Annotated in this window: 18 protein-coding genes and 2 pseudogenes; 6 read left to right on the top strand and 14 right to left on the bottom strand. The window is 58.2% G+C overall.

Annotated elements, in window-relative coordinates; translation table 11 throughout:
- From HGP12_RS27820 to HGP12_RS27795, 6 genes and pseudogenes are all read right to left on the bottom strand, one after another.
- Positions 1-91 (bottom strand): annotated as a pseudogene (locus tag HGP12_RS27820) (IS6 family transposase); the annotation flags it as partial.
- A 199-nt stretch (positions 92-290) separates the two neighbouring features.
- The gene (locus HGP12_RS27815) at positions 291-1,949 is read right to left on the bottom strand and encodes a GMC family oxidoreductase (RefSeq protein WP_205926677.1); all 1,659 of its coding nucleotides are present in this window, start codon (positions 1,947-1,949) and stop codon (positions 291-293) included.
- Positions 1,950-1,951: 2 nt separating this feature from the next.
- Positions 1,952-3,304: an MFS transporter gene (locus tag HGP12_RS27810; protein ID WP_168879877.1), complete on the bottom strand. Its 1,353-nt coding sequence runs from the start codon at positions 3,302-3,304 to the stop codon at positions 1,952-1,954.
- Between the two features lie 201 nt (positions 3,305-3,505).
- Positions 3,506-3,997 carry a MarR family winged helix-turn-helix transcriptional regulator gene (locus tag HGP12_RS27805; RefSeq protein WP_409527236.1) on the bottom strand — a complete coding sequence of 164 codons (492 nt, stop codon included), beginning with the start codon at positions 3,995-3,997 and terminating at the stop codon, positions 3,506-3,508.
- Between the two features lie 63 nt (positions 3,998-4,060).
- Entirely contained in the window at positions 4,061-4,852 is a 792-nt protein-coding gene (locus HGP12_RS27800) for a class II aldolase/adducin family protein (protein WP_168879876.1), read from the bottom strand.
- 11 nt (positions 4,853-4,863) lie between these two features.
- Positions 4,864-6,078 carry a 3-hydroxybenzoate 6-monooxygenase gene (locus tag HGP12_RS27795; protein WP_168879875.1) on the bottom strand — a complete coding sequence of 405 codons (1,215 nt, stop codon included), beginning with the start codon at positions 6,076-6,078 and terminating at the stop codon, positions 4,864-4,866.
- 317 nt (positions 6,079-6,395) lie between these two features.
- Between HGP12_RS27795 and HGP12_RS27790 the strand changes: the two genes are divergently transcribed.
- From HGP12_RS27790 to HGP12_RS27775, 4 genes are all read left to right on the top strand, one after another.
- On the top strand, positions 6,396-7,829 hold the full coding sequence (locus tag HGP12_RS27790; RefSeq protein ID WP_205926676.1) for an aldehyde dehydrogenase family protein: 1,434 nt from the start codon (positions 6,396-6,398) through the stop codon (positions 7,827-7,829).
- Positions 7,830-8,104: 275 nt separating this feature from the next.
- Entirely contained in the window at positions 8,105-10,207 is a 2,103-nt protein-coding gene (locus HGP12_RS27785; RefSeq protein ID WP_168879873.1) for a hydantoinase/oxoprolinase family protein, read from the top strand.
- Positions 10,155-12,209 carry a hydantoinase B/oxoprolinase family protein gene (locus tag HGP12_RS27780; RefSeq protein WP_205926675.1) on the top strand — a complete coding sequence of 685 codons (2,055 nt, stop codon included), beginning with the start codon at positions 10,155-10,157 and terminating at the stop codon, positions 12,207-12,209. The genes HGP12_RS27785 and HGP12_RS27780 overlap by 53 nt, the downstream gene beginning before the upstream one ends.
- A gap of 4 nt (positions 12,210-12,213) precedes the next feature.
- Positions 12,214-12,513, top strand: coding sequence for a hypothetical protein (locus tag HGP12_RS27775; RefSeq protein ID WP_168879872.1), 300 nt, complete (start codon positions 12,214-12,216; stop codon positions 12,511-12,513).
- A gap of 172 nt (positions 12,514-12,685) precedes the next feature.
- On the opposite strand, the gene HGP12_RS27770 is transcribed toward HGP12_RS27775, so the two are convergent.
- Positions 12,686-13,381 carry a GGDEF domain-containing protein gene (locus tag HGP12_RS27770; RefSeq protein WP_168879871.1) on the bottom strand — a complete coding sequence of 232 codons (696 nt, stop codon included), beginning with the start codon at positions 13,379-13,381 and terminating at the stop codon, positions 12,686-12,688.
- A gap of 388 nt (positions 13,382-13,769) precedes the next feature.
- Positions 13,770-14,669 carry a LysR family transcriptional regulator gene (locus HGP12_RS27765; protein WP_168879870.1) on the bottom strand — a complete coding sequence of 300 codons (900 nt, stop codon included), beginning with the start codon at positions 14,667-14,669 and terminating at the stop codon, positions 13,770-13,772.
- Between the two features lie 138 nt (positions 14,670-14,807).
- On the opposite strand from HGP12_RS27765, the gene HGP12_RS27760 reads away from it, so the two are divergent.
- Positions 14,808-15,983: an HlyD family secretion protein gene (locus HGP12_RS27760; protein WP_168879869.1), complete on the top strand. Its 1,176-nt coding sequence runs from the start codon at positions 14,808-14,810 to the stop codon at positions 15,981-15,983.
- 71 nt (positions 15,984-16,054) lie between these two features.
- Positions 16,055-17,698 (top strand): MDR family MFS transporter, encoded by a 1,644-nt coding sequence (locus HGP12_RS27755; protein ID WP_168879868.1) that lies wholly within the window; start codon positions 16,055-16,057, stop codon positions 17,696-17,698.
- A gap of 262 nt (positions 17,699-17,960) precedes the next feature.
- Here HGP12_RS27755 and HGP12_RS27750 read toward each other — a convergent pair whose 3' ends face one another.
- The 6 genes and pseudogenes from HGP12_RS27750 to HGP12_RS27725 all read right to left on the bottom strand — a co-directional run bounded on the left by HGP12_RS27750 (position 17,961) and on the right by HGP12_RS27725 (position 23,113).
- Positions 17,961-18,110 (bottom strand): hypothetical protein, encoded by a 150-nt coding sequence (locus HGP12_RS27750; RefSeq protein ID WP_168879867.1) that lies wholly within the window; start codon positions 18,108-18,110, stop codon positions 17,961-17,963.
- A gap of 98 nt (positions 18,111-18,208) precedes the next feature.
- Positions 18,209-18,370, bottom strand: coding sequence for a hypothetical protein (locus HGP12_RS27745; RefSeq protein WP_168879766.1), 162 nt, complete (start codon positions 18,368-18,370; stop codon positions 18,209-18,211).
- A 513-nt stretch (positions 18,371-18,883) separates the two neighbouring features.
- A pseudogene (locus HGP12_RS27740) lies at positions 18,884-19,567 on the bottom strand (SOS response-associated peptidase family protein).
- Positions 19,568-19,767: 200 nt separating this feature from the next.
- Entirely contained in the window at positions 19,768-19,917 is a 150-nt protein-coding gene (locus HGP12_RS27735; protein ID WP_246703564.1) for a CHAD domain-containing protein, read from the bottom strand.
- Positions 19,918-20,019: 102 nt separating this feature from the next.
- Positions 20,020-21,453 (bottom strand): cytochrome c, encoded by a 1,434-nt coding sequence (locus HGP12_RS27730; protein WP_168879866.1) that lies wholly within the window; start codon positions 21,451-21,453, stop codon positions 20,020-20,022.
- A gap of 13 nt (positions 21,454-21,466) precedes the next feature.
- On the bottom strand, positions 21,467-23,113 hold the full coding sequence (locus HGP12_RS27725; protein ID WP_168879865.1) for a GMC family oxidoreductase: 1,647 nt from the start codon (positions 23,111-23,113) through the stop codon (positions 21,467-21,469).
- Positions 23,114-23,115: the final 2 nt, after the last annotated feature.

The following is a 23,115-nucleotide window of genomic DNA, read 5'->3' as shown; positions in this document are numbered from 1 at the left end:
GATCGCGGTAACTGACACGGTAGCGGCAGTACCAGCGGACTGCCCAAAAGATAATCTCACCCTGAAAATGGCGCCACTTGAAATCGCTCATCAAAAATCTCGCTGCAAATTGTCTGCGCTCAATCCATGCCATCAACAGAGCCAATCTCCGCCGCGCTTATCCAGCGACGAAGACTGAAAGCCCGTGGTGCGCTGACTGACGCGCACCACGGGCTTTCATGGCGCTTCAAGGACAGTGCCGGACCGGACTTGGCGCCCTGCTCCTATTCAATCTGGATCCCCCTGTTGGATCAAGCCGCAACATCGGCGCGGGGAAGGGGCGCCTTGCCGAGGATCATGTCTGAAGCTTTTTCGGCAATCATCATCACAACGGCATTGATATTACCGCCGACGAGGTCCGGCATCACCGATGCATCGACTACGCGCAACCCCTCGGTGCCTACGACCCGAAGTGCCTCGTCCACGACGCGCCGCGAATCCGTGGCGCTCCCCATCCGGCAGGTGCAGGCCGGATGATGGACCGTCACTGATGTTGCCCGAATGAAGGCGTCGAGCGCCTCATCGTCCTCGACGGCTGTGCCCGGAGCATTCTCCTGCAAAATATGGTTTGCCATCGCCGGCTGCCTCATCGTGCTACGCAGTATACGCAGGCCCTCGCGCAGGGTTTCGCGATCTCGTTCACTGGATAGGAAATTCGGAATAATCTTTGGCTTAACATCGGGATCGGCCGACGCGAGTATGACCGAGCCGGTGCTTTCCGGTCGCAGGAGCGCGACCCGGCAACCAAATCCATCCGCGAAAGGACGCGTGAAGGGCGGTAGGTAAGGACGGGCGGGAAAGGGCGCGGCGAGGAAGAGGAATTGAACGTCCGGCGCCGCTAGTCCTTGCCGGGTCTTGAGAAAAGCCGTGACGCCGATCGGCACATCGGATGCAAAACCGTCCATACGGAGTAAGGATTTCAGCATGGCAACTGCCAATCGATCGTAGCGCATCTGCTGCTGAAACCAGCTTGGGCTCTTGCGGCGATAGCTTGCCATGACAGAGAGATGGTCGCGCAGGTTGCCACCGACATGGGGGTTGGCGAGCTCGACTCCAATGCCATTGGCGGTTAGCTGTTTGGGGTCGCCGATGCCAGAGAGCATCAAAAGCTTTGGCGAATTGATGACCCCAGACGTAAGCAGGATCTCCCGCCGAGCATGGGCAAGCTGCCGGCGTCCAGCCTCGGTGAAGTGGACGCCGGTCGCGCGGCCCTCCGTCATTTCAATGCGGTCAGCGCGAGCCCCGACGATGATGCGCAGGTTTGGTCGGCGCATCGCCGGCCGAAGATAGGCGGTGGCAGCACTGTTCCTCCGCCCGCCATGGATGGTTTCCTGGATATAATCAAAACCTTCCTGGTGAGCGCCGTTATAGTCCGCCGTCACGGGGTAGCCGGCTTGGCGGCCCGCTTCGATGAAATCACCGAGGATGCCGTCCCGGTAGCGGGTGCGCTGCACGTGCAGCGGTCCTGCTCCGCCGCGAAACGCATCGACGCCGCCTTCCCAGGTTTCCGAGCGACGGAAGTAGGGCAACACATCGGCATAGGACCATCCGTCGAGGCCAGATCGCGCCCAGCGGTCATAGTCCTCGCGATGGCCGCGTACGTAAGCCATGATGTTGATGGACGAAGAACCGCCGATCACGCGGCCGCGCGCACACTCGATCCCGCGTCCGTCGATGCCGGGATCCGGTTCCATGAAATAGCCCCAGTCGTGCAGGCGTTCGGGAAAGATTTTGCCGATTCCCACTGGAATGTGGATAAGGGGGTCACGATCCCATTTTCCCGCTTCGAGTAGCAGTACGCTCACGCCACTCTCCGTCAATCGATTGGCCAGCACGCAGCCGGCCGACCCGCCGCCGACAATGACGAAGTCGTAGGTGCCGGCGTCCTGGATGGATGCATTGTTGGCCATGGTCAGGACACCGCCTTGGCGTCAAGTGTCGGCGCAGACGGTCGCCGGGACAGCCAAATCTTGAACAGAAGAATAAAACCACCGCCGACCAGCGCCGCACCACCTGCACCGAACATGATTTGGCTCGGCAATACTCCTGCAGCAAGGGTTTGGCCAACGACATAGGGCGCGCATACCTGCCCGAACCGGCCGGCGGCCATGCTAAGGCCTACGCCCGTCGCCCGGATCGAGGTCGGGTAAATCTCAGCAGCAAGCGCGATGGCCCCGGCCGTCCCGATACCGAGGAAAAGGCCGATAAGGCCGATGCTCAGGGACGCGAGGGGTATAGAAGCTACGCTGTATCCGAGGCCGACGGTCGCCACTGCCCCCAACACGAAGGCTGGCGCCATCGTGGGCACGACGCCGAAGCGTTCTATGCAACGGCCTGCGACTGCTTGGCCGAAGAAGGCTCCGAGCCCATTGAAGGCGACGACGAAGGCAGCGTCGGCCGGCGTGACACCGTTCATTCCCATAAGAGAAGGTGTCCACAAGACAACGAGAGTGAGGATGCCGAAACCGGCGAACATGGGAACCCAGAGCAGAAATGTGCCGAACGTGCGGCCGTCACGGAAGACGGCACCGAACGAGGCACGTTCGGTCTCGTCACCATCGGTAGTCATCGGCATACCGGCCGGAAGCGCAGGAACGCCCATGCGTCGCAAGATACGATGCGCGGCAGCCGTATCGTCTTTGCGGATGATCAGGAACCTAAGCGATTCGGGCAGCCAGATCGCAAGCGCGACGGTGGTGAACACCGGCAGCAGGCCGCCGATAAAAAAGATCGCCTGCCAGCCGAAATGCTCGATCAGACGCGAGTTCACGAATGCACCGACCATGGCGCCAAGCGGGAAGGATGACCACATCAGTGTGACGCAACTCGCCCGGTAACGATTTGGCGTATATTCCGCTGTAAGCGAAATGAAGCATGGCGTTGCACCGCCAAGGCCGATGCCGGCGAGGAAGCGGCACAACAATAGGGTCTCAAACGTCCCGGCAAGTGCAGTCAATAGAGTGAACACGCCAATAAGGAGTGACGCCAGAACCAAGAGGCGCTTGCGACCGAATCTGTCGGCGACTGCGCCGAAGCCTATGGCGCCGATTACCGCGCCGAGTAGGCCGGCTGAAAAGACTGGACCGAGCTGGGGAATGGCCAGGCCAAGGGATTTGGCGATGAACGGTGCCGCAACACCGATCGACTGCGTATCCATCCCATCGAAGAAATTTATAAGGCCGCAAAAGGCGACGACCATGAGCTGCAATCTGCTGAAAGGTCGTTCGTCTATGATACGTGAAATATTAAGCGCTCGGGTCGCCATTGTCGTACCTCCCTGAAAGCCGAACGCCCCGTTTGGAGCGCCGACCTCTTTCCCGTCCCGTGATGTATGGAAGTCTGCGGGCGAGGATCTGGCGCCGTAAGCGCACTCGCCGTTCCACAACCTCCCAATTAGTAAGTATACGGTTGATAAGTATACTGTCAATATCCATCCGGTCTATTCTCGTCGGATCGCGACCGACATTCAGGCGGGCGGGTCGCTATGGAGGCTGACCAGTTCCGTAAGGAGCCGCATCATGGTTTCGCGGCTTTCCGGCGAAAGGGGGGCAAGCAGGCGTTGCTGCACGCGCTCGACGGCCGGCTCGACCGCCTGGAGGAGTTTCTCGCCTTCCGAAGCAAGATAGACCAGCTTCACGCGCTTATCTTGCGCGCTTGGCCTTCGGCGGATCCATTTTTTCGCTTCGAGACGTTCAAGCACGTCTCCGATGGTGGAGCGATCGAAAGCGATCAGACTTGACAGCCGCGTTGCGTCAAGACCTGGATTGGCGCGTATGGTGAACAGCGCTGCGAATTGCACGGATGTCAGATTGAAGCCGTCGCATTCGTCAGCAAAGATGCCGGTTGAAATTTGTTGCACCCGGCGGAACAAATGTCCGGGCATACTGGAGAGTTCTGTCATTGAAATGCCACCTGATTTTCTCCCGGCGATAGTTAAATCATCGGCCTGACAAATCAAAGAGGGGCATCACCAGCGGCGAGATGGATGCGGCTCCTTTTGAAGCCGCCTCCCACAGTGCGGCTAAGTTTTGCTCCGACGCGCCTGTGCCTGTTCGACCCAGAGGTCCCAGGGGCGATGAACCTGCGCTTCGACATTCTGCGCAGCGGTCCGTCCTTCTTCTTCTGTGAGATAGACTACGTCGCCGAGGCGGGTAGCCTCAAGCTGGTAGCGCGCGTTAATCTCGGAATAGATCGCCCGGTAGACAGCCTGCTTGAGCGTGGGGGCGACGACAGTCGAGCCGTGGCCGCGCATCAGAACGATATCGCTGGTATCGAATTTTTCGGCAAGGGCCTGGCCGAGTGCATTGTTGCTGATAAGCAGATCGGTGCAATCGCCCCCAACTTCCCGGATCTCAAACACCGGCGCCTCCTGCCCGATAAAGCCAGCCATGTGGAACAGAGCTCTCAGCCGCATGGTCTTCGAAACGCTAAGGGGCACGATCGAGTGGGAATGGCTGTGGACCACGGCCAAGACATCGGGACGCCGGCGATAGATTTCGCCGTGAATGAAGCGTTCCAGATAGACTCGGCGCCCGTTCGCGTTTACAGCCTCGCCGTCGAGCGCGAATTCGACGATATCGTCCGCGGTAACGCGCCCAGGCGCCATATTGCGGGCGAGGAGAAACCGGTCAGGTCTGGAGTCATGTCGCACGCTGACATGGCCAAACGCGTCCACTACACCTTGATCGAACAGGATGTGATTAGCATTGACCAAGTCTTCGATAAGCGACGGCGAGGGGCGGGCACCTTCCTTTGCGGCATTATCAACCAACACGCCCGCATCGTCACGGTCAGGGGAGTTATCGAGACACATCGGATCGTTCCTTAAATGTTGCTGACAGGGATGGCGCCGGGGGCGCTTGTCCCAAGGCCGTTGCTACCGTAGAGCCACTGCAGATGGTCGTACCATTGTTCCTGCGATTTCGAAGACATAATCTCGTTGCGCAACTTCGCGTGAACGCCTGCGGGATGGTAGATATGGTCACCGACCGCGCGCGACATCAACTGAATTCGCGCAGTGCGCGACAGACGTTGACGCTGGTAGGAATCAAGAGCGGTCCACACGTCGTCAGGATGGTCGCCGACCTCATGAGACAAGCAGACGGCATCCTCCAACGCCATGCAGGCTCCTTGCGCCATGTATTGGAGCGTGGGATGGGCTGCATCGCCCAGGAGAACAACCCTTCCCTTTGTCCAGTTGTCTGTGGGATCGCGGTCGCATAGAACCCAAAGCTTCCAGTCCTTACCATGACGGATGATGTCCTGGGCTCGCGGGTGGACGTGGTCGAAACCAGCGAGAACCTCGTCTTTGCTGACTGGCTTGCCAGCGACCGGTTCGGGAGCGTCGTTATGGTAGGTTACGACCAGATTGAAACTCTTCCAGTCGGACAACGGATAATGGACGATATGACATTTGGGACCAGCCCAAAGCGTCGCCGCATTCCAACGTAAATCCGCCGGCATCTCCTCCGTGGGGATGACGCTTCTGTAGGTGGTGTGTCCTGTAACTCGCGGATTGCCGTCTCCAACGAGTTGAGCGCGGATGTTCGACCACAGACCATCGGCTCCGATTAAGAGTCGTCCCGGAATGCGCTCGCCAGTGTCGAGAACGGCAGCAACCGCGGTTTCGCTCTCTTCGTATGCGACGACGGTGCAGCCCGTACGCAGATCGATGAGCGGATGCGCACGGCAGGCATTGACCAGAACGCCATGCATGTCGCCGCGGTGGATAACGGCATAGGGATTGCCAAAGCGGCACTGGAACGGCCCGGTCAAGTCGATGGACGCGATCTCCTCCGCGCTCAGCGCGTCCATCAAGCGCAGCCGATCGATATAGACGGCGAGTTTGCGCATCGCATCGCCGACACCCAGATAGTCGAAGGAATGGAAAGCGTTCGGGCCAAGCTGGATGCCCGCGCCGATTTCACCAAGGACTGGCGCGCGTTCCAGGACGATCGTCGCATATCCTTTCTGCGCCAGGCCCAGTGCAGCCGCAAGTCCCCCGATCCCGGCTCCGGCTATGACAATTTTTTCCTGCATTTCCCTCTCTCCTCCATTCCTCGAATTGAATGTAAGCCGCTGCGATCTTGCCCAGAAATCCGGCCGCCGTCCTTTATTGACGGCGAACAGGCTGCTCGCGACACAAGGGCGGGGGCTGGCACCGGATACTTGACAGTTAACTGATAGTAAGTATACTGTCAATATTGAAATGGTGAGACCGCCGGCGGCTGCCATGGGGAGTGAAGCGGTAGCGGGCAAGGCGCCAAGGCGGCTCTTTAGAGGGAAGTGCCGACCCGGTCACGGGTTGCCAACAGGAGGAGCTTTATCCGATGAATTACGTTACCCAGGCGGACCGCATGCTGATCGGCGGAGAACTCGTTCACGCGCGCAGCGGCGAATTCGATTTGTCCGTCAGTCCCGCGACGGAGGAGGTCATCGGCCGGGTGCCACGCGGCACAGCCGATGATGTCGACCGTGCCGTCAAGGCGGCGGATGCTGCTTGGCCGGATTGGTTCGCGTTGACCCCGCTTGCTCGCGGCCGCGCGATGCGCGATTTCGGTCAGGCGCTGCTTTCCCGCTCGGAGGAAATTCTGCGGGTGGAAGTCGCCGACACCGGCAATACCATCACGCCCATGCGCGGCGATGTGGGCTTCGCTGTAGACAGTCTCGATTATTATGCGGGCATTACTCATGAAATGAAGGGACAGACGATTCCCTCGACGCATGAAAATATTCACATGACGATACGCGAGCCTTATGGCGTTGTAGCGCGCATCGCTCCCTTCAACCATCCTTTGATGTTCGCGGTGGCACGAACGGCGGCGGCGTTGGCGGCGGGTAACGCCGTTATCGTCAAGCCTCCAGAGACAAGTCCTCTCTCCGCCATGATTTTGTCGGAAATAGCCAGGGACGCCTTGCCGCCGGGCGTCTTTAATATTGTTACCGGTGACGGCAGGACAGTCGGAAATGCCATCGTCCAGCATCCGCTGATCAAGCGTATAGCGTTCATCGGTTCGCCGCAGACCGGCCGCGCGATCCAACGCGCCGCCGCGGACGTTGCTGTCAAGCATATTAGCCTCGAATTGGGCGGCAAGAACCCGTTCGTGGCTTTCCCGGATGTCGATCCGGGCGAGATCGCAGACGCCGCCGTACGTGGAATGAATTTCGCATGGCAGGGACAATCGTGCGGTTCCACCAGCCGACTTCTCGTTCACACGGATATCTATGAGGAGGTACTGGCGCGTGTCGTCGAGAAGGTCCAGGCAATCCGCGTAGGTCTTCCACAATTGCCTGAAACCGGCATGGGACCCCTCAATTCGCGGTCCCAGTTGGAGAAGGTACTCTCGTTCTTCGCCAGCGCCACGGCCGAGGGGACCCGCTTGATGACCGGCGGCAAACGCCCTGACGGCGAAATGTTCGCGAAAGGCTTCTGGGTTGAGCCGACTGTCTACGCCGACGTCGAGCCCGATATGAGGGTTTGGAGGGAGGAAGTATTTGGGCCGATTTTGTCGGTCGGAAAATGGACTACGTTTGAAGAGGCGGTAGAGAAGGCCAACGGGACGGAATATGGCCTGACCGCCGCCATCTGGACCAACAATATCAACGACGCCTTGAAAATGGTGCGCAGGATTCGCTCTGGCCACACCTGGATCAACGGATCGTCAGCCCATTTTATCGGCGTTCCGTTTGGCGGAATGAAGAGTTCTGGCGTTGAGCGAGAGGAGGGGATTGAGGAAATGCTGAGCTACGCGGAGACGAAGACGATCAACATCATGCTCGCGAAGCGATGAGCAGCTGGATTTACGTGTTGATGATGTCAGAGAACCAAAATGACGCGCCAATTTAAGATCAGAAATGGGATTTGCATATTGACCGTATACGGACTATAAGTATACTGTCTACATTGGAGAGGAAATTTCTGCCCGCCTTTCGGCGCGCGGTAGAGGAGGGTGGACAGCCTTCGGATGGAGCGCTTCCACAAGACTATTTCACGCGACGAACACCACGCGAGCGGACCGCCTCGCGGGTGCGGCGGTGCGTTGAGGAGAACAATGGAGGAGGAGTTATGACTTACGTAATCGGCGTGGATACCGGCGGCACATTTACCGACGGCTTCCTGGCTAGCACTGAGGGCGTCCTGGTATCGGCCAAGGCGCATTCGACACCGCCCGATTTCTCGCGCGGCTTCATCAACGTGTTGGCCGAACTCGCCAACACTATCGGTGCCAGCGTGGAGGAGCTGCTCTCGAAAACGGAATATATTGTCCACGGCACGACTTCCACTTTGAACGCTGTCGTTACGGGCGACGTGGACCGCGTCGGTTTCTTGACCACCCGCGGACATGCGGATTCCATCCGTATCATGAACCTCGAAGGTCGGTATGCGGGCCTCGATCCGAGCGCCGTGCAGAATATTGCCCGCACCAACAAACCGGCACCCCTCGTCCCGCACCGGGATGTGATTGAGATCGACGAGCGTATTGATCACAAAGGCGCTGTCATCGTTCCGCTCGACGAAAAGGGCGTACGAGATGCGGTTAGGAAACTTCACGACGATGGGGTAAGGGCTATTGCGGTCTCCCTGCTCTGGGCGTTTCGCAATCCTGTCCATGAGCAGCGCATTCGCGAGATTATTCAGGAGGAAGCCCCGGAACTCTATGTTGCCCTCTCACACGAGACGAGCCCGCGGATTCGTGAATATACCCGCAGCGCCACCACCATTATCAACACCCAGATTGGTCCGGTGCTGAAGAGATACCTGACACCGCTCGAAGAAGAATTGCGCGCCAAGAAATTCGATGGCTCGCTGCTCATCATGCAGGGGTCCGGTGGGTGCGTCCAGGCGGCGGATGCGCCTAAGCATGCCGTCAGCACGCTGGGTTCGGTTCTCACTGGTGGCATTATTGGTTGCCTACGTCTTGCAGAACGGCTCGGGCACAAGAACATTATCTCCACCGACATGGGCGGAACCACTTTCCTTGTTGGGCTAGTTCGCGACGGCAAGCCCAGCACAACGACGACCACGGTTCTGCACCAGCACCAGATCAACACGGCCATGGTCGACGTTCGCACCATCGGTGCAGGGGGCGGAGCGATCGCCTGGATCGACGGCGGCGGCAATCTACGCGTCGGTCCGCGTAGCGCCGGTGCACGGCCAGGCCCGGTCTGCTACGGTGAGGGCGGCGTCGAGCCGACCGTAACCGACGCCGACCTCGTGCTCGGCATTATCAACGGTGACAATTTTCTCGGCGGCCGCAAGAAGCTTTCCAAGGACCTAGCGGCCGAGGCCATCCGCACCAAAATTGCAGACCCGCTCGGCTTGACCGTCGAAGAAGGCGCCGCCGCCATCTACGCCATCCAGAACGCCCAGACGGCTGATCTTGTGCGCAGCGTTGTAGTCAATGGTGGCCATGATCCCCGCGATTTTGTGCTCTATTCCTTCGGAGGAGCCGGTCCGGTTCACGCCGTCAACTATTCGGCTGACCTCGGTGTTTCGGAAGTTGTCGTACCGCTGGGCTCGACGGCTGCCGTATTTTCGGCCTATGGCCTTGCCTCTTCCGACATCGTGCTCACTGCGGAAATGTCGGATCCGAGCAATTTCCCGGTCGATCCTGCGAAATTGAATGAGAATTTCACAAAGCTCGAGACGGAACTTGCCGAGCGCCTGGTACAGCAGAAACTACGCTTCGCTAACGTGGTATACGAACGCGAGGCCGAGTTGCGCTACACTATGCAGATGGCGGAAGTTACGACGCCCGTGCCTGCCGGCTCACTCAACGAGACAGGGATCGCCGAGATCGGCAGAAGCTTCGAACACCTTTATGAGCGCATCTACGGCAAGGGGTCAGGTTTCAGCGACGCGGGTCTGCAGATCATCACTTACCGCGTGCGCGCCATTGGCGTCTTACCCATTCGCGGTGACCTTGCCGTTCACCAGACGTCGTTAGCCAATCCGGATCCGTCATCAGTCCGTAAGGTATTCCTCGATACGCGGAAGGGGTGGCAGGACACCAAGATATACGATTATCGCGCTCTGGGTGCCGGATCTAAACTGTCGGGACCGGCCGTGATCGAAACGCCGACCACGACTGTCGCGCTGCCGCAGGGATTCGGTGGTGTGGTGGACGAATTCGGTAATCTCATCATTCGCGTTGCCGATCACGGCTGAGGGAGGAGAAACCATGCCACTTATTCAAATCGCAGGGTCGGAACGCTTCGCATATCACCCGAAGGCAACCGACAAGACCAAGGAACTCGCATCCGATGCTAGGCTCCACAGTGTTTCAGACAAGGACATCGATGCGGTCGATCCGTTGACCTACGAGGTGATCCGCCACCGTCTCGCCGCCGTCACGGAGGAAATGGGGGACGGCCTCAAACGCATGTCTGGCTCTGTCGTGGTAACAGATTGCAACGACTTCGGCGCAACGATTCTGGACGAATGCGGGGATTCTGTCGTAGTAGGCCTCTACAATACGCAGCTTGCCGCATCGGTCGACATGGCCGTTAAATGGACATTGGAAAATCGATCGAAACAGCCCGGCTTTCAAGCGGGCGACATGTTCCTCTGCAACGATCCTTGGGTCGGCGGGGGGCTTCATCAGAACGATGTGACCGTCTTTGCGCCGCTTATTCATGACGGTGAGGTTTTCGCGTGGACGGCTGTCGTTTGCCACCAGGTCGATCTCGGCGGTGTGTCGCCGGGAAGTTGGTCGGTGGAAGGCCGCGACGTCTTTTGGGAATCCACGCCGATCCCGCCGGTGAAGATCGTAGAGGGCGGCAGCATCCGCCCCGATATCGAGGATATGTACCTGCGCCGCTCGCGCGTCCCCCGCCTCATCGCACTCGATCTGCGAGCTAAGATCGGGGCCAACAATATCGCACAGGAACGGCTTGCCGCCCTCATCGCGAAGTATGGTGCGACTACGCTCAAAGCTGTCATGAAGCGAATGATGAATGATTCCGAGGCCCGCCTCCGCGCCAAACTGCAGACCCTTCCGGACGGCGTCTGGAGCGGCGTCGCCCACCAAGACTCGTTCCGTCACAGCGACCGCAACATCTACAAAATTCTTCTGACCATGACAAAGCAGGGGGACCGGCTGAAATTCGACTTCACTGGCACGGACAAGGAAACGGAAGGCTTTGCCAACTGCACGTTCGCGGGCCTGCGCGGCGGCATCATGCCGATCGTGCTGACTATGCTTTGCGGTGATATCCCCTGGTCGCCCGGCGGCCTCTATCGATGCATAGACATCGTGAGCGAACCTGGAACGATTAACAACTGCAACTTCCCCGCTGGCATCGGCAAAGCCTCGGTCGCCTCGGCGTGGGCGACACAGAACGTGGTCTCGGAATGCGTCGCGGGGATGCTCGACGTTCACCCCGAACACCGCAAGTCGTTGATGTGCGTGTGTTGCGGCACCTGGGACCTTGCACTCCTTGCCGGTCTGGACCAGCGTGGCAATCCTTTCGTGACGATGATCTGCGATTCTATGGCAGGCGGCCTAGGTGCGCGTGTCGATCAGGATGGCGTCGACACAGGGGGGCTCAACTGTATTCCGATGGGGCGTGTTGCTGACGTCGAGATCAATGAATTCAGCTTCCCGATGCTCTACCTTTGGCGACGGGAGGAGACCGACTCGGGCGGACCAGGCCGTTTTCGCGGTGGCATGGGTGGCTCCAGCTGCTTCATTGCGCACGATTCACCGATCGGCGGTGTTCATCTCGTAGTTTCCGCGACTGGGAAGGCACTGCCACAGGCAACGGGAAGCAGCGGTGGCTACCCAGCCGGTACCCAATATGACGTCCTCAAACGCAATGCGCGTATCGCGGAGCTCTTCGCCGCTGGCAGGATACCCGCGACACTGGAGCAAATCGGTGGCACGGAGGATATCCTGGAATCCCATCTTGAAACAAATCTCGGTGAGCATGACGTTTACTACACTCATTGGCAGGGCGGTGGCGGCTATGGCGATCCCCTGCTGCGCGATCCGGTCGTCGTCGCACGCGATGTGGAGGCGCGCAAAGTTTCTGTAGAAGCGGCGAACGACATCTATGGCGTTTTGCTGAATGCGGATGGTAGCGCAAACGAACCGGCAACCCGCCGCCACCGCACCCGGGTCCGGTGCGAACGTGTAGGCGAGCCGGTCCCGGACCAAGCAGCGGAGTGAAGCGATGAAGATCAATGACAATGTCATGCTGCAGGAGGACGGAACTGTCGTCTGCGTCCATTGCGATAATGAACTGGGAACGCAGCCAGGCGATCCTTTCGCCACCGCCACGCGCCGCGAGCAACCCTCTCAAGCCGCCGGGCCGGGAGTGCGGGCGCCTGCATCGCATTTCACCGACAGGCCAATCGGACTACGCCAAGTCTTTTGCCCTCAGTGCTATGTCCTGCTCGCGACCGAAATCGCGCCGACGGACGAGCCCTCCTATCGTGGGTGGGAGGTCAAATTGGCACCTGCTGGCAGTTAATGCGAGCCCCTCGAGGCTCAGGATTTCCTCGGGCCTCGAGCAATAATCTCTCACATGGCGGCTTGGCGGGTTCGGTCTTCGACTATCCATCGTCGTCGAAATCTCGCGTTACGTTTGGTGCAGGGCACACGTTCTGCCGATTGGCTCTGACGCTGACCGGCAGTGTCGCCGCTCATGCCAATAAGCTACGCAAATTGCGCACCTGGTCATCTGCAAGCGAAGCGGCACTTGAGGTCCCGCTCTTGGCGCTTACCACTTTGTTTCGCCCGCCGGTCTTCGCCTCATAAAGCCTCGCGTCGGCCCTTGCTATCATGGCTTCAAAATCTTCTTCAGCCATCAGTTGCGCTATTCCGAAGCTCGCCGTCACCACACGGGTTCCGCGTTGGAATTCAAAGGGCATGGCTTGCAACTGGGCACGAATATACTCGGCAATTCCCGCGGCGTCGTCCTCGATCGCATTCGGAAGAACAATCGTGAATTCTTCGCCGCCGGTTCGAACGAGCAGATCTTCTTCTCGCACACTGGCTTTAAGAAGCTCGGCGAAGCGCTGCAGGACCTGATCGCCGGCGCTATGACCGAAGCGATCATTGACGCTCTTAAAATGGTCCACGGCACAGACAATTGCGCTGATGGTGACAATTGACCTTCTGCGCAGAAGATGCCCCATCCGCTCTTCAAAACCGCGCCGGTTCAAAGCGCCGGTTAGCGGATCACTGTCACGTTCTCTTCGAAGGTCATGGACGACGTCGGTCAGTGCGGCAGTCAATACCAGGAACGCTAGTCCTGTTCCGAAGATAGCAAGGGAAAATTGCAAAACGTTCCAGAAAAGCGACGCTTTAAACGCTTCGATACTGCTGGGCGCGGACATGCCAAGTGTCAGGAGAGTTCGTGGAAAAAACTGAACGGCAAAGCCGAAGAGCGCCTGGGACAGATAGCAAAACAGCGGTCTATGATGGATGAATATTTCATTTTGGATTTTAGTTGTTTCGGCAATCTATGTTCACGCTTTGCGATCAAAGACGGCACCTTGGAATTTATTCGCAATGCGCAGAAGAAAGCTCCAGCAAGAAACTACGAATAAAAAATTCAATGTACGATCTGCTGCTGTTACCAGCATTTCAGCGAGGGATGGGTCAGCACAGCTGCGGGGGCGCTGTTGTAGGGCGGCGCCGGTTCGTACCCTGCGGATCGCTTAACAAATCACTTGGCTGACAAATTCCGTGCATGAAGCACACACGTCCACATGATATTTGGGTTTAGATAGTCTGTCGGTGTACTGCAAAGCGCTCGGCTAACAGATCGATAAACAGGCGTGTCTTTGTCGTAAGATGCGCTCGATTGGGATACGCAGCACTGATGCTGAATTCAAGCGGTTTGTATTGCGGTAGAAGGCACACGAACTTGCCCGCTTCCAGTTCGTCGCTCACCACGAAGCCTGCTGCCAGACATATCCCTTGGCCTTTGAGGACCATGTGACGAAGTGTCTCGCCGCTCGTGGTGACGACGTTGCCGCCGATCTTGACGCTGACTCGCTCGCCATGCGGATCCAGGAAATGCCAGTTGTCACCATAGGGGTAGTACGTGTAGCGAAGGCAATTATGGCCTGCGAGGTCGGCCGGCGCGCGAGGCACCGGATGGTTTTCCAGATATTCAGGAGAACAGACAAGGATATGCCGCCAAGGTGTCAGGCGCCGGGTAATCAAGTTATCGTCATGGAGAGATAATGTTCGTATTACCAGATCATAACCCTCTTCCACCATGTCAACGGCGCGTTCACCTGTCCTCAGGTCGATGGTGACTAAGGGGTAGATCCCCAGGTATTCTGAAACCACCGGTGCTAGAAAGGGCGTCAGGTGGGTGTTGGCGTAGAGCCGAAGAGTTCCTCGTGGTGTCGTCGTCAGTGCCGCGACGACGCTGTCCGCCTCATCGAGATCGTCAAGAATCTGGCTCGATCTCTCGTAATAGTACTTCCCTGATTCAGTCAGGCTCACCTTGCGCGTCGTGCGGTTGAGCAGTCGCACATCAAGTCGCTTTTCCAGAAACTGGACGTGATTGCCCACCATCGTCGCCGACATGTTCAATCGCCGGGCTGCAGCCGAAAACCCGCCGCACTCTACGACGTGACCGAACACCGCAACGCTCGTCAGTCTATCCATCTGTTTGCCTCATTATCCAGTCTGACTTGAAGATGCTGCCCGATATAAGCAGATTATCAACCAATATTCCATGGCTTATTCTGCTCTAAATGGAATTGTGGGCTTCACGCGGTGAAGCCAAGCATGAAGGAGAATGACATGGCCGAATTACTTCGGAGACATGCCGTCAAAACGCCCGAGACGGCGGAAATCTCACAAGCTCCTTCAGGCCCAGCAGCTGATGCCGCGACACCACCTGATGGCGCACGGCAGAATAAAGCCGACCGCAAGATTATCAAGCGTGGCGCATTAGCTGTTGTCTTACTGGGCGTCGTGATGATTGGCGCGAAATTCGGCTATCAGTACTGGACCGTCGGACGGTTCATCGAATCTACAGATGATGCTTATGTGAAGGCCGATTATACGACGATCGCGCCGAAGGTATCCGGCTATATTGCAGCTGTTATGGTTAGCGACAACGAGCAAGTTAAGGCGGGGCAAATACTTGCTCAAATCGACGACCGCGACTACAAGACAGCTCTGGATCAGGCAAAGGCTGGCCTAAAAAGTTCGGAAGCCTCCATTACAAATATCGACGCTCAACTCGTCGAACAGCAGTCCGCAATCGAACAGGCTAAGGCGACAATCGTTTCCGCACAGGCGTCGCTAAAGTTTGCCGAGGCTGACAACGAGCGCTACCAGAACCTGATCCAATCGGGGGCGGGCAACTTGCAGCACGCCCAACAGTCTGCGGCGACCCGAGACGAAGCCACCGCCGAGGTGCAGCGCGACCAGGCAGCACTCGTCGCAGAAGAAAAGAAGATCGGTGTTCTGCAGACACAGCGTAACGAGGCGTTGGCGCAGCGTGATAATAGTGCCGCCGCCACTCAACAGGCAGAGCTGAACCTTTCCTACACGCAGATCATCGCGCCGGTTGACGGTACCATCGGCGCACGGACGCTACGTGTCGGGCAGTATGTAGCATCTGGCACACAACTCATGGCCGTCGTTCCACTCAATACCGTCTATGTGGTCGCGAACTTTAAGGAAACCCAGCTCACCTATGTTCGGCCACATCAGTCGGTCGATATCAAGGTTGATAGTTTCCCGGATATATCGATGAAGGGTCACGTCGATAGCATTTCGCCGGCGAGCGGTCTGGAATTTTCGCTCTTACCACCTGACAACGCGACAGGCAATTTTACCAAGATTGTCCAGCGCATCCCCGTGAAGATCACGATCGATGATGCAAGCCTTGCGGGGCTGTTGCGCTCCGGCATGTCGGTCGAACCGGACATCGACACGAGGGCCTCCGCGCAGGCCAAAGCTGACTGAATCTTAATTTCTTTGCAAGAACGCAGCGAAGGCTCGCGAAGAAGCTCTTTCAAGAGCCGAAGGAGAACGTCATGGCTAACAGTTACTCAGCAGCAAACGGTAACGCGGCGGCAGCATCTGCGGCTTCAAAGCCGAGCGCGAGTATTGCATCGGGTGGCACAGGTGAAGACAGTGCCGGCACGCTCAAGATGTGGATTGCGGTTATAGGCTCGACGCTGGGTGCCTTCATGGCCGTCCTGAATATTCAGATCGTTAACGCCTCGCTCGCCAACATTCAGGGGGCGATCGGTGCCGGGACGGACGACGGCGGCTGGATTTCGACGTCCTATCTAATTGCCGAGATCGTCGTCATTCCCCTGACCGGCTGGCTGGCTCGGGTTTTCTCGCTGCGCAACTATCTGCTCGCCAACGCAATCCTCTTTCTGGTGTTTTCTATCGCCTGTGCCTTTGCGGTCAACCTGCAACAGATGATCGTGCTGCGCGCTATTCAGGGGTTCTCCGGCGGAGTGCTGATACCAATGGCCTTTACCATCATCATCACCATGCTACCGAAAGCCAAGCAGTCGGTCGGGCTTGCCCTTTTTGCGTTATCGGCCACCTTCGCGCCGGCGATCGGCCCGACGATCGGAGGCTACCTCACCGAGAACTTCGGCTGGGAATACATATTCTACGTCAACCTAGTTCCAGGCGTGATCATGGTCGGAATGCTGTGGGTGTCACTCGGCAGCGCGCCGATGAACCTCAGGCTGCTAGCAAAGGGTGACTGGCCGGGTATCATCACGATGGCAATCGGATTGGCATCGCTGCAAACTGTGCTCGAAGAGGGCAACAAGGACGACTGGTTTGGATCGCCGTTCATTGTGCGCCTGTCCATCATCGCCGTCGTCTCGCTGACACTGTTCCTGATCATCGAACTCAAGGCGGCGCAGCCGCTCCTGAACCTCCGTCTGCTGATCCGTCGCAACTTCGGGTTCGGCATCGTCGCCAACTGCCTTATGGGTGTCGCCTTGTACGGTTCGGTCTTCATCCTGCCGCTCTACCTTACCCGCATCCAGGGCTATAATTCCGAGCAGATCGGGACGGTGCTCGCGTGGACCGGAATACCGCAGTTGCTGTTGATCCCGCTTGTTCCTCGACTGATGAAGCGCGTTGACGTCCGTGTCCTGATCGTGGGAGGATTCGGCCTATTTGCCGCCAGCAATTTCATGAATGTCTATATGACGGCGGATTACGCCACAGATCAGCTCTTCTGGCCGAATATTGTGCGGGCGATCGGGCAAGCTATCTGTTTCACTCCGCTGACTGCGGTCGCCACCGCCGGAATAGAGAGGGAGAACGCGGGTTCAGCTTCGTCCCTCTTCAACATGATACGCAACCTCGGGGGGGCCGTGGGCATCGCTATGCTGCAGACCTTCCAGCAAAAACGGGAGCAGTTTCATTCGAACATTCTGACCGATTCAATAACCATGTTTGACGAGGCGACGCGCACGCGGATCGCCCAATTGACGAATTACTTCCTAAATCACGGTGTCACTGACCAGGCTGTTGCACAGCACCAGGCGATCATCGCCATCGCCACCAGCGTGAGGAAGCAGGCCAACATTATGGCATACAGTGATACTTTTTATTTTCTGGGGGTCGCACTTCTTGTGGCTCTCGTCGCTAGCCTGCTTCTTAAAAAGCCCGGTCAAATTACCGATAGTGCTGCCCACTGACGTATTGAGCCGGCACGGCTATGTTCGATTTCACCGTGAAAAAGATGAATCGCTTCACGAAGTTGAGATCAATGTGAAATCGTACCGGATCAAAAATATACAAATTGCCGGGCTGAAGTCGGCAGGCTGTGACATCATCAGCTCGGACGAGAGGATCAGGGGCATCTCGATAGGGGAAGTTCATGGAGGAGCTTGCTGCTTTGTTCAATACCGGCATTATTGAAGGCGCCATCCAAGCGGGCGTGTCGTTCAACAATGCCATTCATGACTCGTGAACCTGATTTTCATCAGTAATGTTGACCGAGATGGGTTCGACGGTGCCGCCTTCGATGGAAATCTCCGCAGCCGCTTCCTTCAGCGCGTCCTCGTTGAGGTCGAGCATCATGACTAAACCGCCGGCTGCTGCAAACATGCACGACGCTTTCCGTCCAATGCCGAAGCGCCGGTGACCGCAATAACCTTGTCTTGAAGTGCTCACGTCAACCACAGCCTTTCAGTTTACCCGCCTGATTACGCAACAGTTCTGGGGTTTTGGTCTTTCGGGACAAAACCAAAACATCCCGCGCCATCAACACAGATATTTTGGATGCGCAAAAAATCGACGGCCTCGAAACCCGTATCGGCGTCGATGCCCCGCTTCGGTTGTGCGAGTGGCATGGTGCTGGTGCTCATAGAAATTCCTTGGGTAGAGGTGGGGGCAGCCCTTCGCCGAGCCTCCGCGCAACGTTGGGCCATAGGGCCGACATTCTTCAGCAATCTGAAGTCTGGGGCAAAACGGCGGGCGCTTTTTGGATTTGACTCTAGAACGAGCGAGTCCACGACGCCGCCGGCGACACTCAGCACCGCACCAAATCGTGGCGGACGCGACGCCAGCTTGGCGAGGAGCTCTGCGGAACAGACAGAGGCTCCATTAGGCTCATATTGCATTGCACCATACGCATAGCTGCGCTGCGACCTGAGCGCTGGCGGTCGGCGCAGTCTCTGGTACCTTCAGGTCGTCGAAGCGATGCACGCCCCCCCGCAAAGCTTCGTGTTTCAGGCGACCTCCTCCTCCCAAGGGGCGCCTGACGGAACAACGGCACTCCTCCTCCCAGCCGTTGTTCAATTCCTTCGAAAGGCCTGCCGCACCTCCTCCCGCGGCAGGCTTTTTCGTTTCCGATATAATCAAGCTCTGAGTTCAGGGCGTTAAAGCAGGCTGCCCTGTTCCATCGGCTCTCCGGATTTCAACACGATTGAGTAGCCGTAGGGTTCGCGCGACGAAATAGCCAGCGCGTCATCGTGTAACGGGCGGACCAGATCCTTGGCTTCACCCCATGGCACCCGCATCCACGTGTCGGTATCTTCCTCCGTCAACAACAGGACCGGCATGGCTTTCTCATGGACTGGCTTTACGAGATCGTTGGAACCCGTGGTCGGAAACCCATAGAGGTCGTCGGTGGTCAGGCCGTCCTTGACCTTTCGCACACTCTACCATTGCAGTACATGGAGACCGGCAAAGAACATCAGCGACGTTTCCTGGTCGTGACCAACCAGGCATTGGGCACCTTGCCGCATTCGTCCTGGCTGGCCGGATCAGGCTCGGCGAAGCTGGTGACTGGGGCGAGGCATCTGTTTTCGAAACCGAACCATCGTTTACAGTGCGGAATATTGAGCTTGCACATTGGTCGTGCAGCGGTCGGCCTCCATGCGGATCAGTTCTTCGAGGTCAAATGCTTGCCCGCTTTCGCCTTGACGGCCTTCTCGCGTGCCACGCACGGGGAGGGCGTCCCACAGCGGGAATGGACCAGTTGTTTCTTCCCGTCAACGGTATTGCGGACGATCGGCCCGGTCTAATCGGGGTTCACCTGGTAGGCCGATCAGGTTGATCAGGCTTTCAGCGTCCTAGGCCCAATTCGCGACCCAGTTCTTGTGTTCCATACGATAGATGGCGTGATTGCTGCTGTGCCTCCTCAATGATCCACTGGTGCGACTGAAACCACAGGAGCGCCGCCGACGAAATACTATGCTGGTTTGGACATCCCATGCTTTTTAATACTTCCGGCCTGTTGCAAGGTCGTCGTTCAGCGCGCTCAATTGGTCCTACAGTGTCTCCATGGCAGGCAGAAAATCTTAGGGCCGTCGCGGCCGCGCTTGTCGTCGAAGAGCGATGTAAAAAATTCGGCGGCATGCCTGAATTTCTTCGCATCCTTGCGAACTTCATGCCGGCGCTCGTCATCCATTTTGGCCAACGCTCCTGGGTCCGAGAACCAAGACGTCAGCACTTGGCTTATGCCGGTCGTATACTTCCGCAACATAGCGCGTGTATCGGTGAAACGCTCAAATCAGGCCAGTGACTTTCGCCGCGTCTGACGGGTGGCGATAATCACTGCGAAAACAAGGACGACAGTTCCGCCGGCCACAGCGAGCGCTGGTAAGACATAGGGCTGGACGCGCGCTAGAAACGGCATCGGACCGCCCCTACGGGCGCTGGCCACATCCTGCGGTGTGACCTTAGTGTCGGGGTTGCCATAGGTGGTCAGGACGTAGTTGGCGATATCCGCGATCTGCTCGTCGGTCAGTTCCGCGACGAATGATCCTTTCGAGAAGCCTGGCATCAGAATGGCATGATCGCCGACATCCCGCTGTACTCCGTAGAGAATGGTGGCAATGAGATTGGCGGGACTGGCCGCGCCTGTCGCGGTATTGTGAAATAGCGAGGGATAGGCCTGATTGGCGCTTCCGGCGCCGTCCGGCTGATGACAGCTCGCGCAAAATCCACTGTAGAGTTCGGCGCCGGTCTTTAGGCTATCATGGGCGGTCTGTTGGAAAAAGCCGCGAATTTCCGCTTCACCGGATGTCGGCTTGCCGAACGCATAGCGGGGCTTGGCCTCTGCCGGGTCGCGTACCGGAGTGGTGGATTTCAGATAGGCGGCCAACGCTTTCAGATCGCTATCAGGCAGATGTTGCAGGCTGTTGTCGATGGCCTCCGCCATGCCGCCCGCCGCCTGGCCCTTGCCCTCAACCTTGCCGGTGCGGAAATACTGCTCAAGTTCATTCTCGGTCCAGCCTCCGATCCCGCTGATCGGATCGGAGGTGATGTTGGGCGCATACCAGGGGCCGACCTCACCGCCGGCGAGCGGCGCACCAGCGCCCTGGCCCATAAGGATGTTGCGCGACGCATGGCATGAGGCACAGTGACCGAGGGCACCGACAAGATATGCGCCCCGATTGATTTCCTCGCTCCTTGCGGGGTCGGGCGTAAATGGCTTGCGGTTGGCAAAGAGCAGGTTCCATCCCGCCATGGAGATACGCATGTTAAAGGGGAAGGGCAGGGCCGTATAGTCCTTCGGAGCTTCATCGACGGGCTGAACGCCGCGCATGAAATAAGCGTAAAGTGCGTGGAGATCGGTATCAGTAATCGCCCCGTAGGCATCGTAGGGCATGGCTGGATAAAGATGTGAACCGTCCTTGCGGATCCCCTTGCGCACCGCCCGCTCGAAATCGGCTTCGGAATAATCGCCGATGCCATATTGCCACGAAGGCGTGATATTGGAAGAGTAGATGGTGCCAAGTGGCGAGACGATGCCATAACCGCCGGTATAGGGCTTGCCGGTTTTCGGGACTGTATGGCATGCCATGCAGTCCGCCGCCGTCGCAATGGCTTGTCCTTTCTTCACCAGAGCGTCGATGTCATCCGATTGGGCGTAAGCGAAGCCGGGGAGGCCGAGCGCGACAAGCCCGGCGGCGAAAAGAACGAGGGGAAGCGCGATTTTCATCCTCCGATCTCCCTCAACCGCCAAGTTTCTTGGTAATATCGTCCGCGGCCTTGATGCCGAGGGCGGCCATGGTCAGCGTGGAATTGACGACACTGGCCGACGGGATCGCGGAGCCGCCTGCGACCCAGAGATTGGCATGATCGTGCGCACGACAGTAGCTGTCGACGACTGAATCCGTGGGGTCGCGTCCCATGATGCATCCGCCCATGATGTGATTGTTGGCATTAAGCGCAGTGGTGATCTGGATATCCGTCGCATCAAACAGCGCGGCGATTTCCTTGAGCTGCACGACGGCGGCGTCGTAGCCTTTGCGGACGTATTCGCCGACATCGTAGTAAACGTCCGGGCAGGGGATGCCGTGCGGGTCCATGCGCGTCTTGCTGAGCGTCACGCGGTTTTTGGCATCGGGAAGCGGTTCAAGGCTGATCGACAGGTCGACACCGTGAATGGTCCTCTTGCGGATCTCAGCGTCCAGTTCCGCGCCCACAAGCCCCTGCTTCAGTGCCGCAGTCGTCGCCGACGTCACCTGCGTAATGTTGTTGAGGATCATCTTGTTGGCGGAATAGTCCGAGCGAAAGGCGCCGTCGCGTGGTCCAACAAGACAGCTCGACTGTGCCGGTCCACGGCCGATCCACAGGGGTTCCGATGATTGGAAAAAGCAGTGGAAGCCCGAGTGGTCCATCATGTTGCGGCCGACCTGATCGGAGGAATTGGCGATGCCGGCAGGGTTACGCTCGTTGGCGGCGGCCAGAAGCAGGCGTGGCGATTCCATCGAATTGCAGGCAATCACGAAGGCATCGGCGGTCGCCTTATGCGAACGGTGCTCATTGTCATACCAATGGACGGCGGTGATGCGGTTGTTCTCATCGGTGTCGATCCGGTAAACAACAGATTCCGCCAGCACCACGGCCCCTTTGGCTTCCGCCGACTGGACGGAATGGATCCCGTTATACATGGCGCCGATCGGACAGATGGGTTGGCAATTGTTGTTCCCGCAACAGGTCGGTCGGCCGTTCCAAGGCCTAGTACTGCGAGCCTGCGGGATCGGAACCGAGCGATAGCCATGTGGATTGACGATTTCGGCAAAGCGCTTGTCGCCATAGCTCCAGGGCACCATGTCCATCGGGTAGGGACGCGAGCGCTCCGCCGGCGACTGCAGGGCCGGATCGTTCGGACCGGCCACGCCCATCGCCTCCTCGGCGCGGCAGTAATAGGGTTCCAGTTCGTCATAGGAGATCGGCCAATCGCGACCGACGCCATAGGTAGAGCGCATCTTCAGATCGACCGGAAGATGCCGCCAGCTCGAGGCCGCCCAGTGCCAAGTGGTGCCTCCGACCGTTTTGAGATAACCCTGCTTGAAGCCCTTGCCATCCGGGCCAGACAGGGCGACGTAATTGTTCTCCGGCCAGTAGAGCGGCGCTGGTGCCATCGGCGATTGCGGATAGAGGCCTTGGAAATCGGAGCCGGCTCGGTTGGCGAAAGGCATGTTGCGCCAGTTTTCGACCGCCTGGCCGCGCTCAATGCGAAGGCCCGCGTCGAGCATCAGCACCGACTTTCCTTTCCCCGCGAGTTGGTCGGCGATCAGGCCTCCGACGACGCCGGAGCCGACGACGACGACATCGGCTGTTGCATCGCCATCGTGAAATATCGGAGACTTCATGA

The organism is Rhizobium sp. P28RR-XV (assembly GCF_012641385.1).
In the GTDB taxonomy this organism is placed as follows: domain Bacteria; phylum Pseudomonadota; class Alphaproteobacteria; order Rhizobiales; family Rhizobiaceae; genus Rhizobium.
The sequence above is the reverse complement of the archived record's forward strand: the minus strand, read 5'-3'. Positions and strand labels throughout refer to the sequence as shown.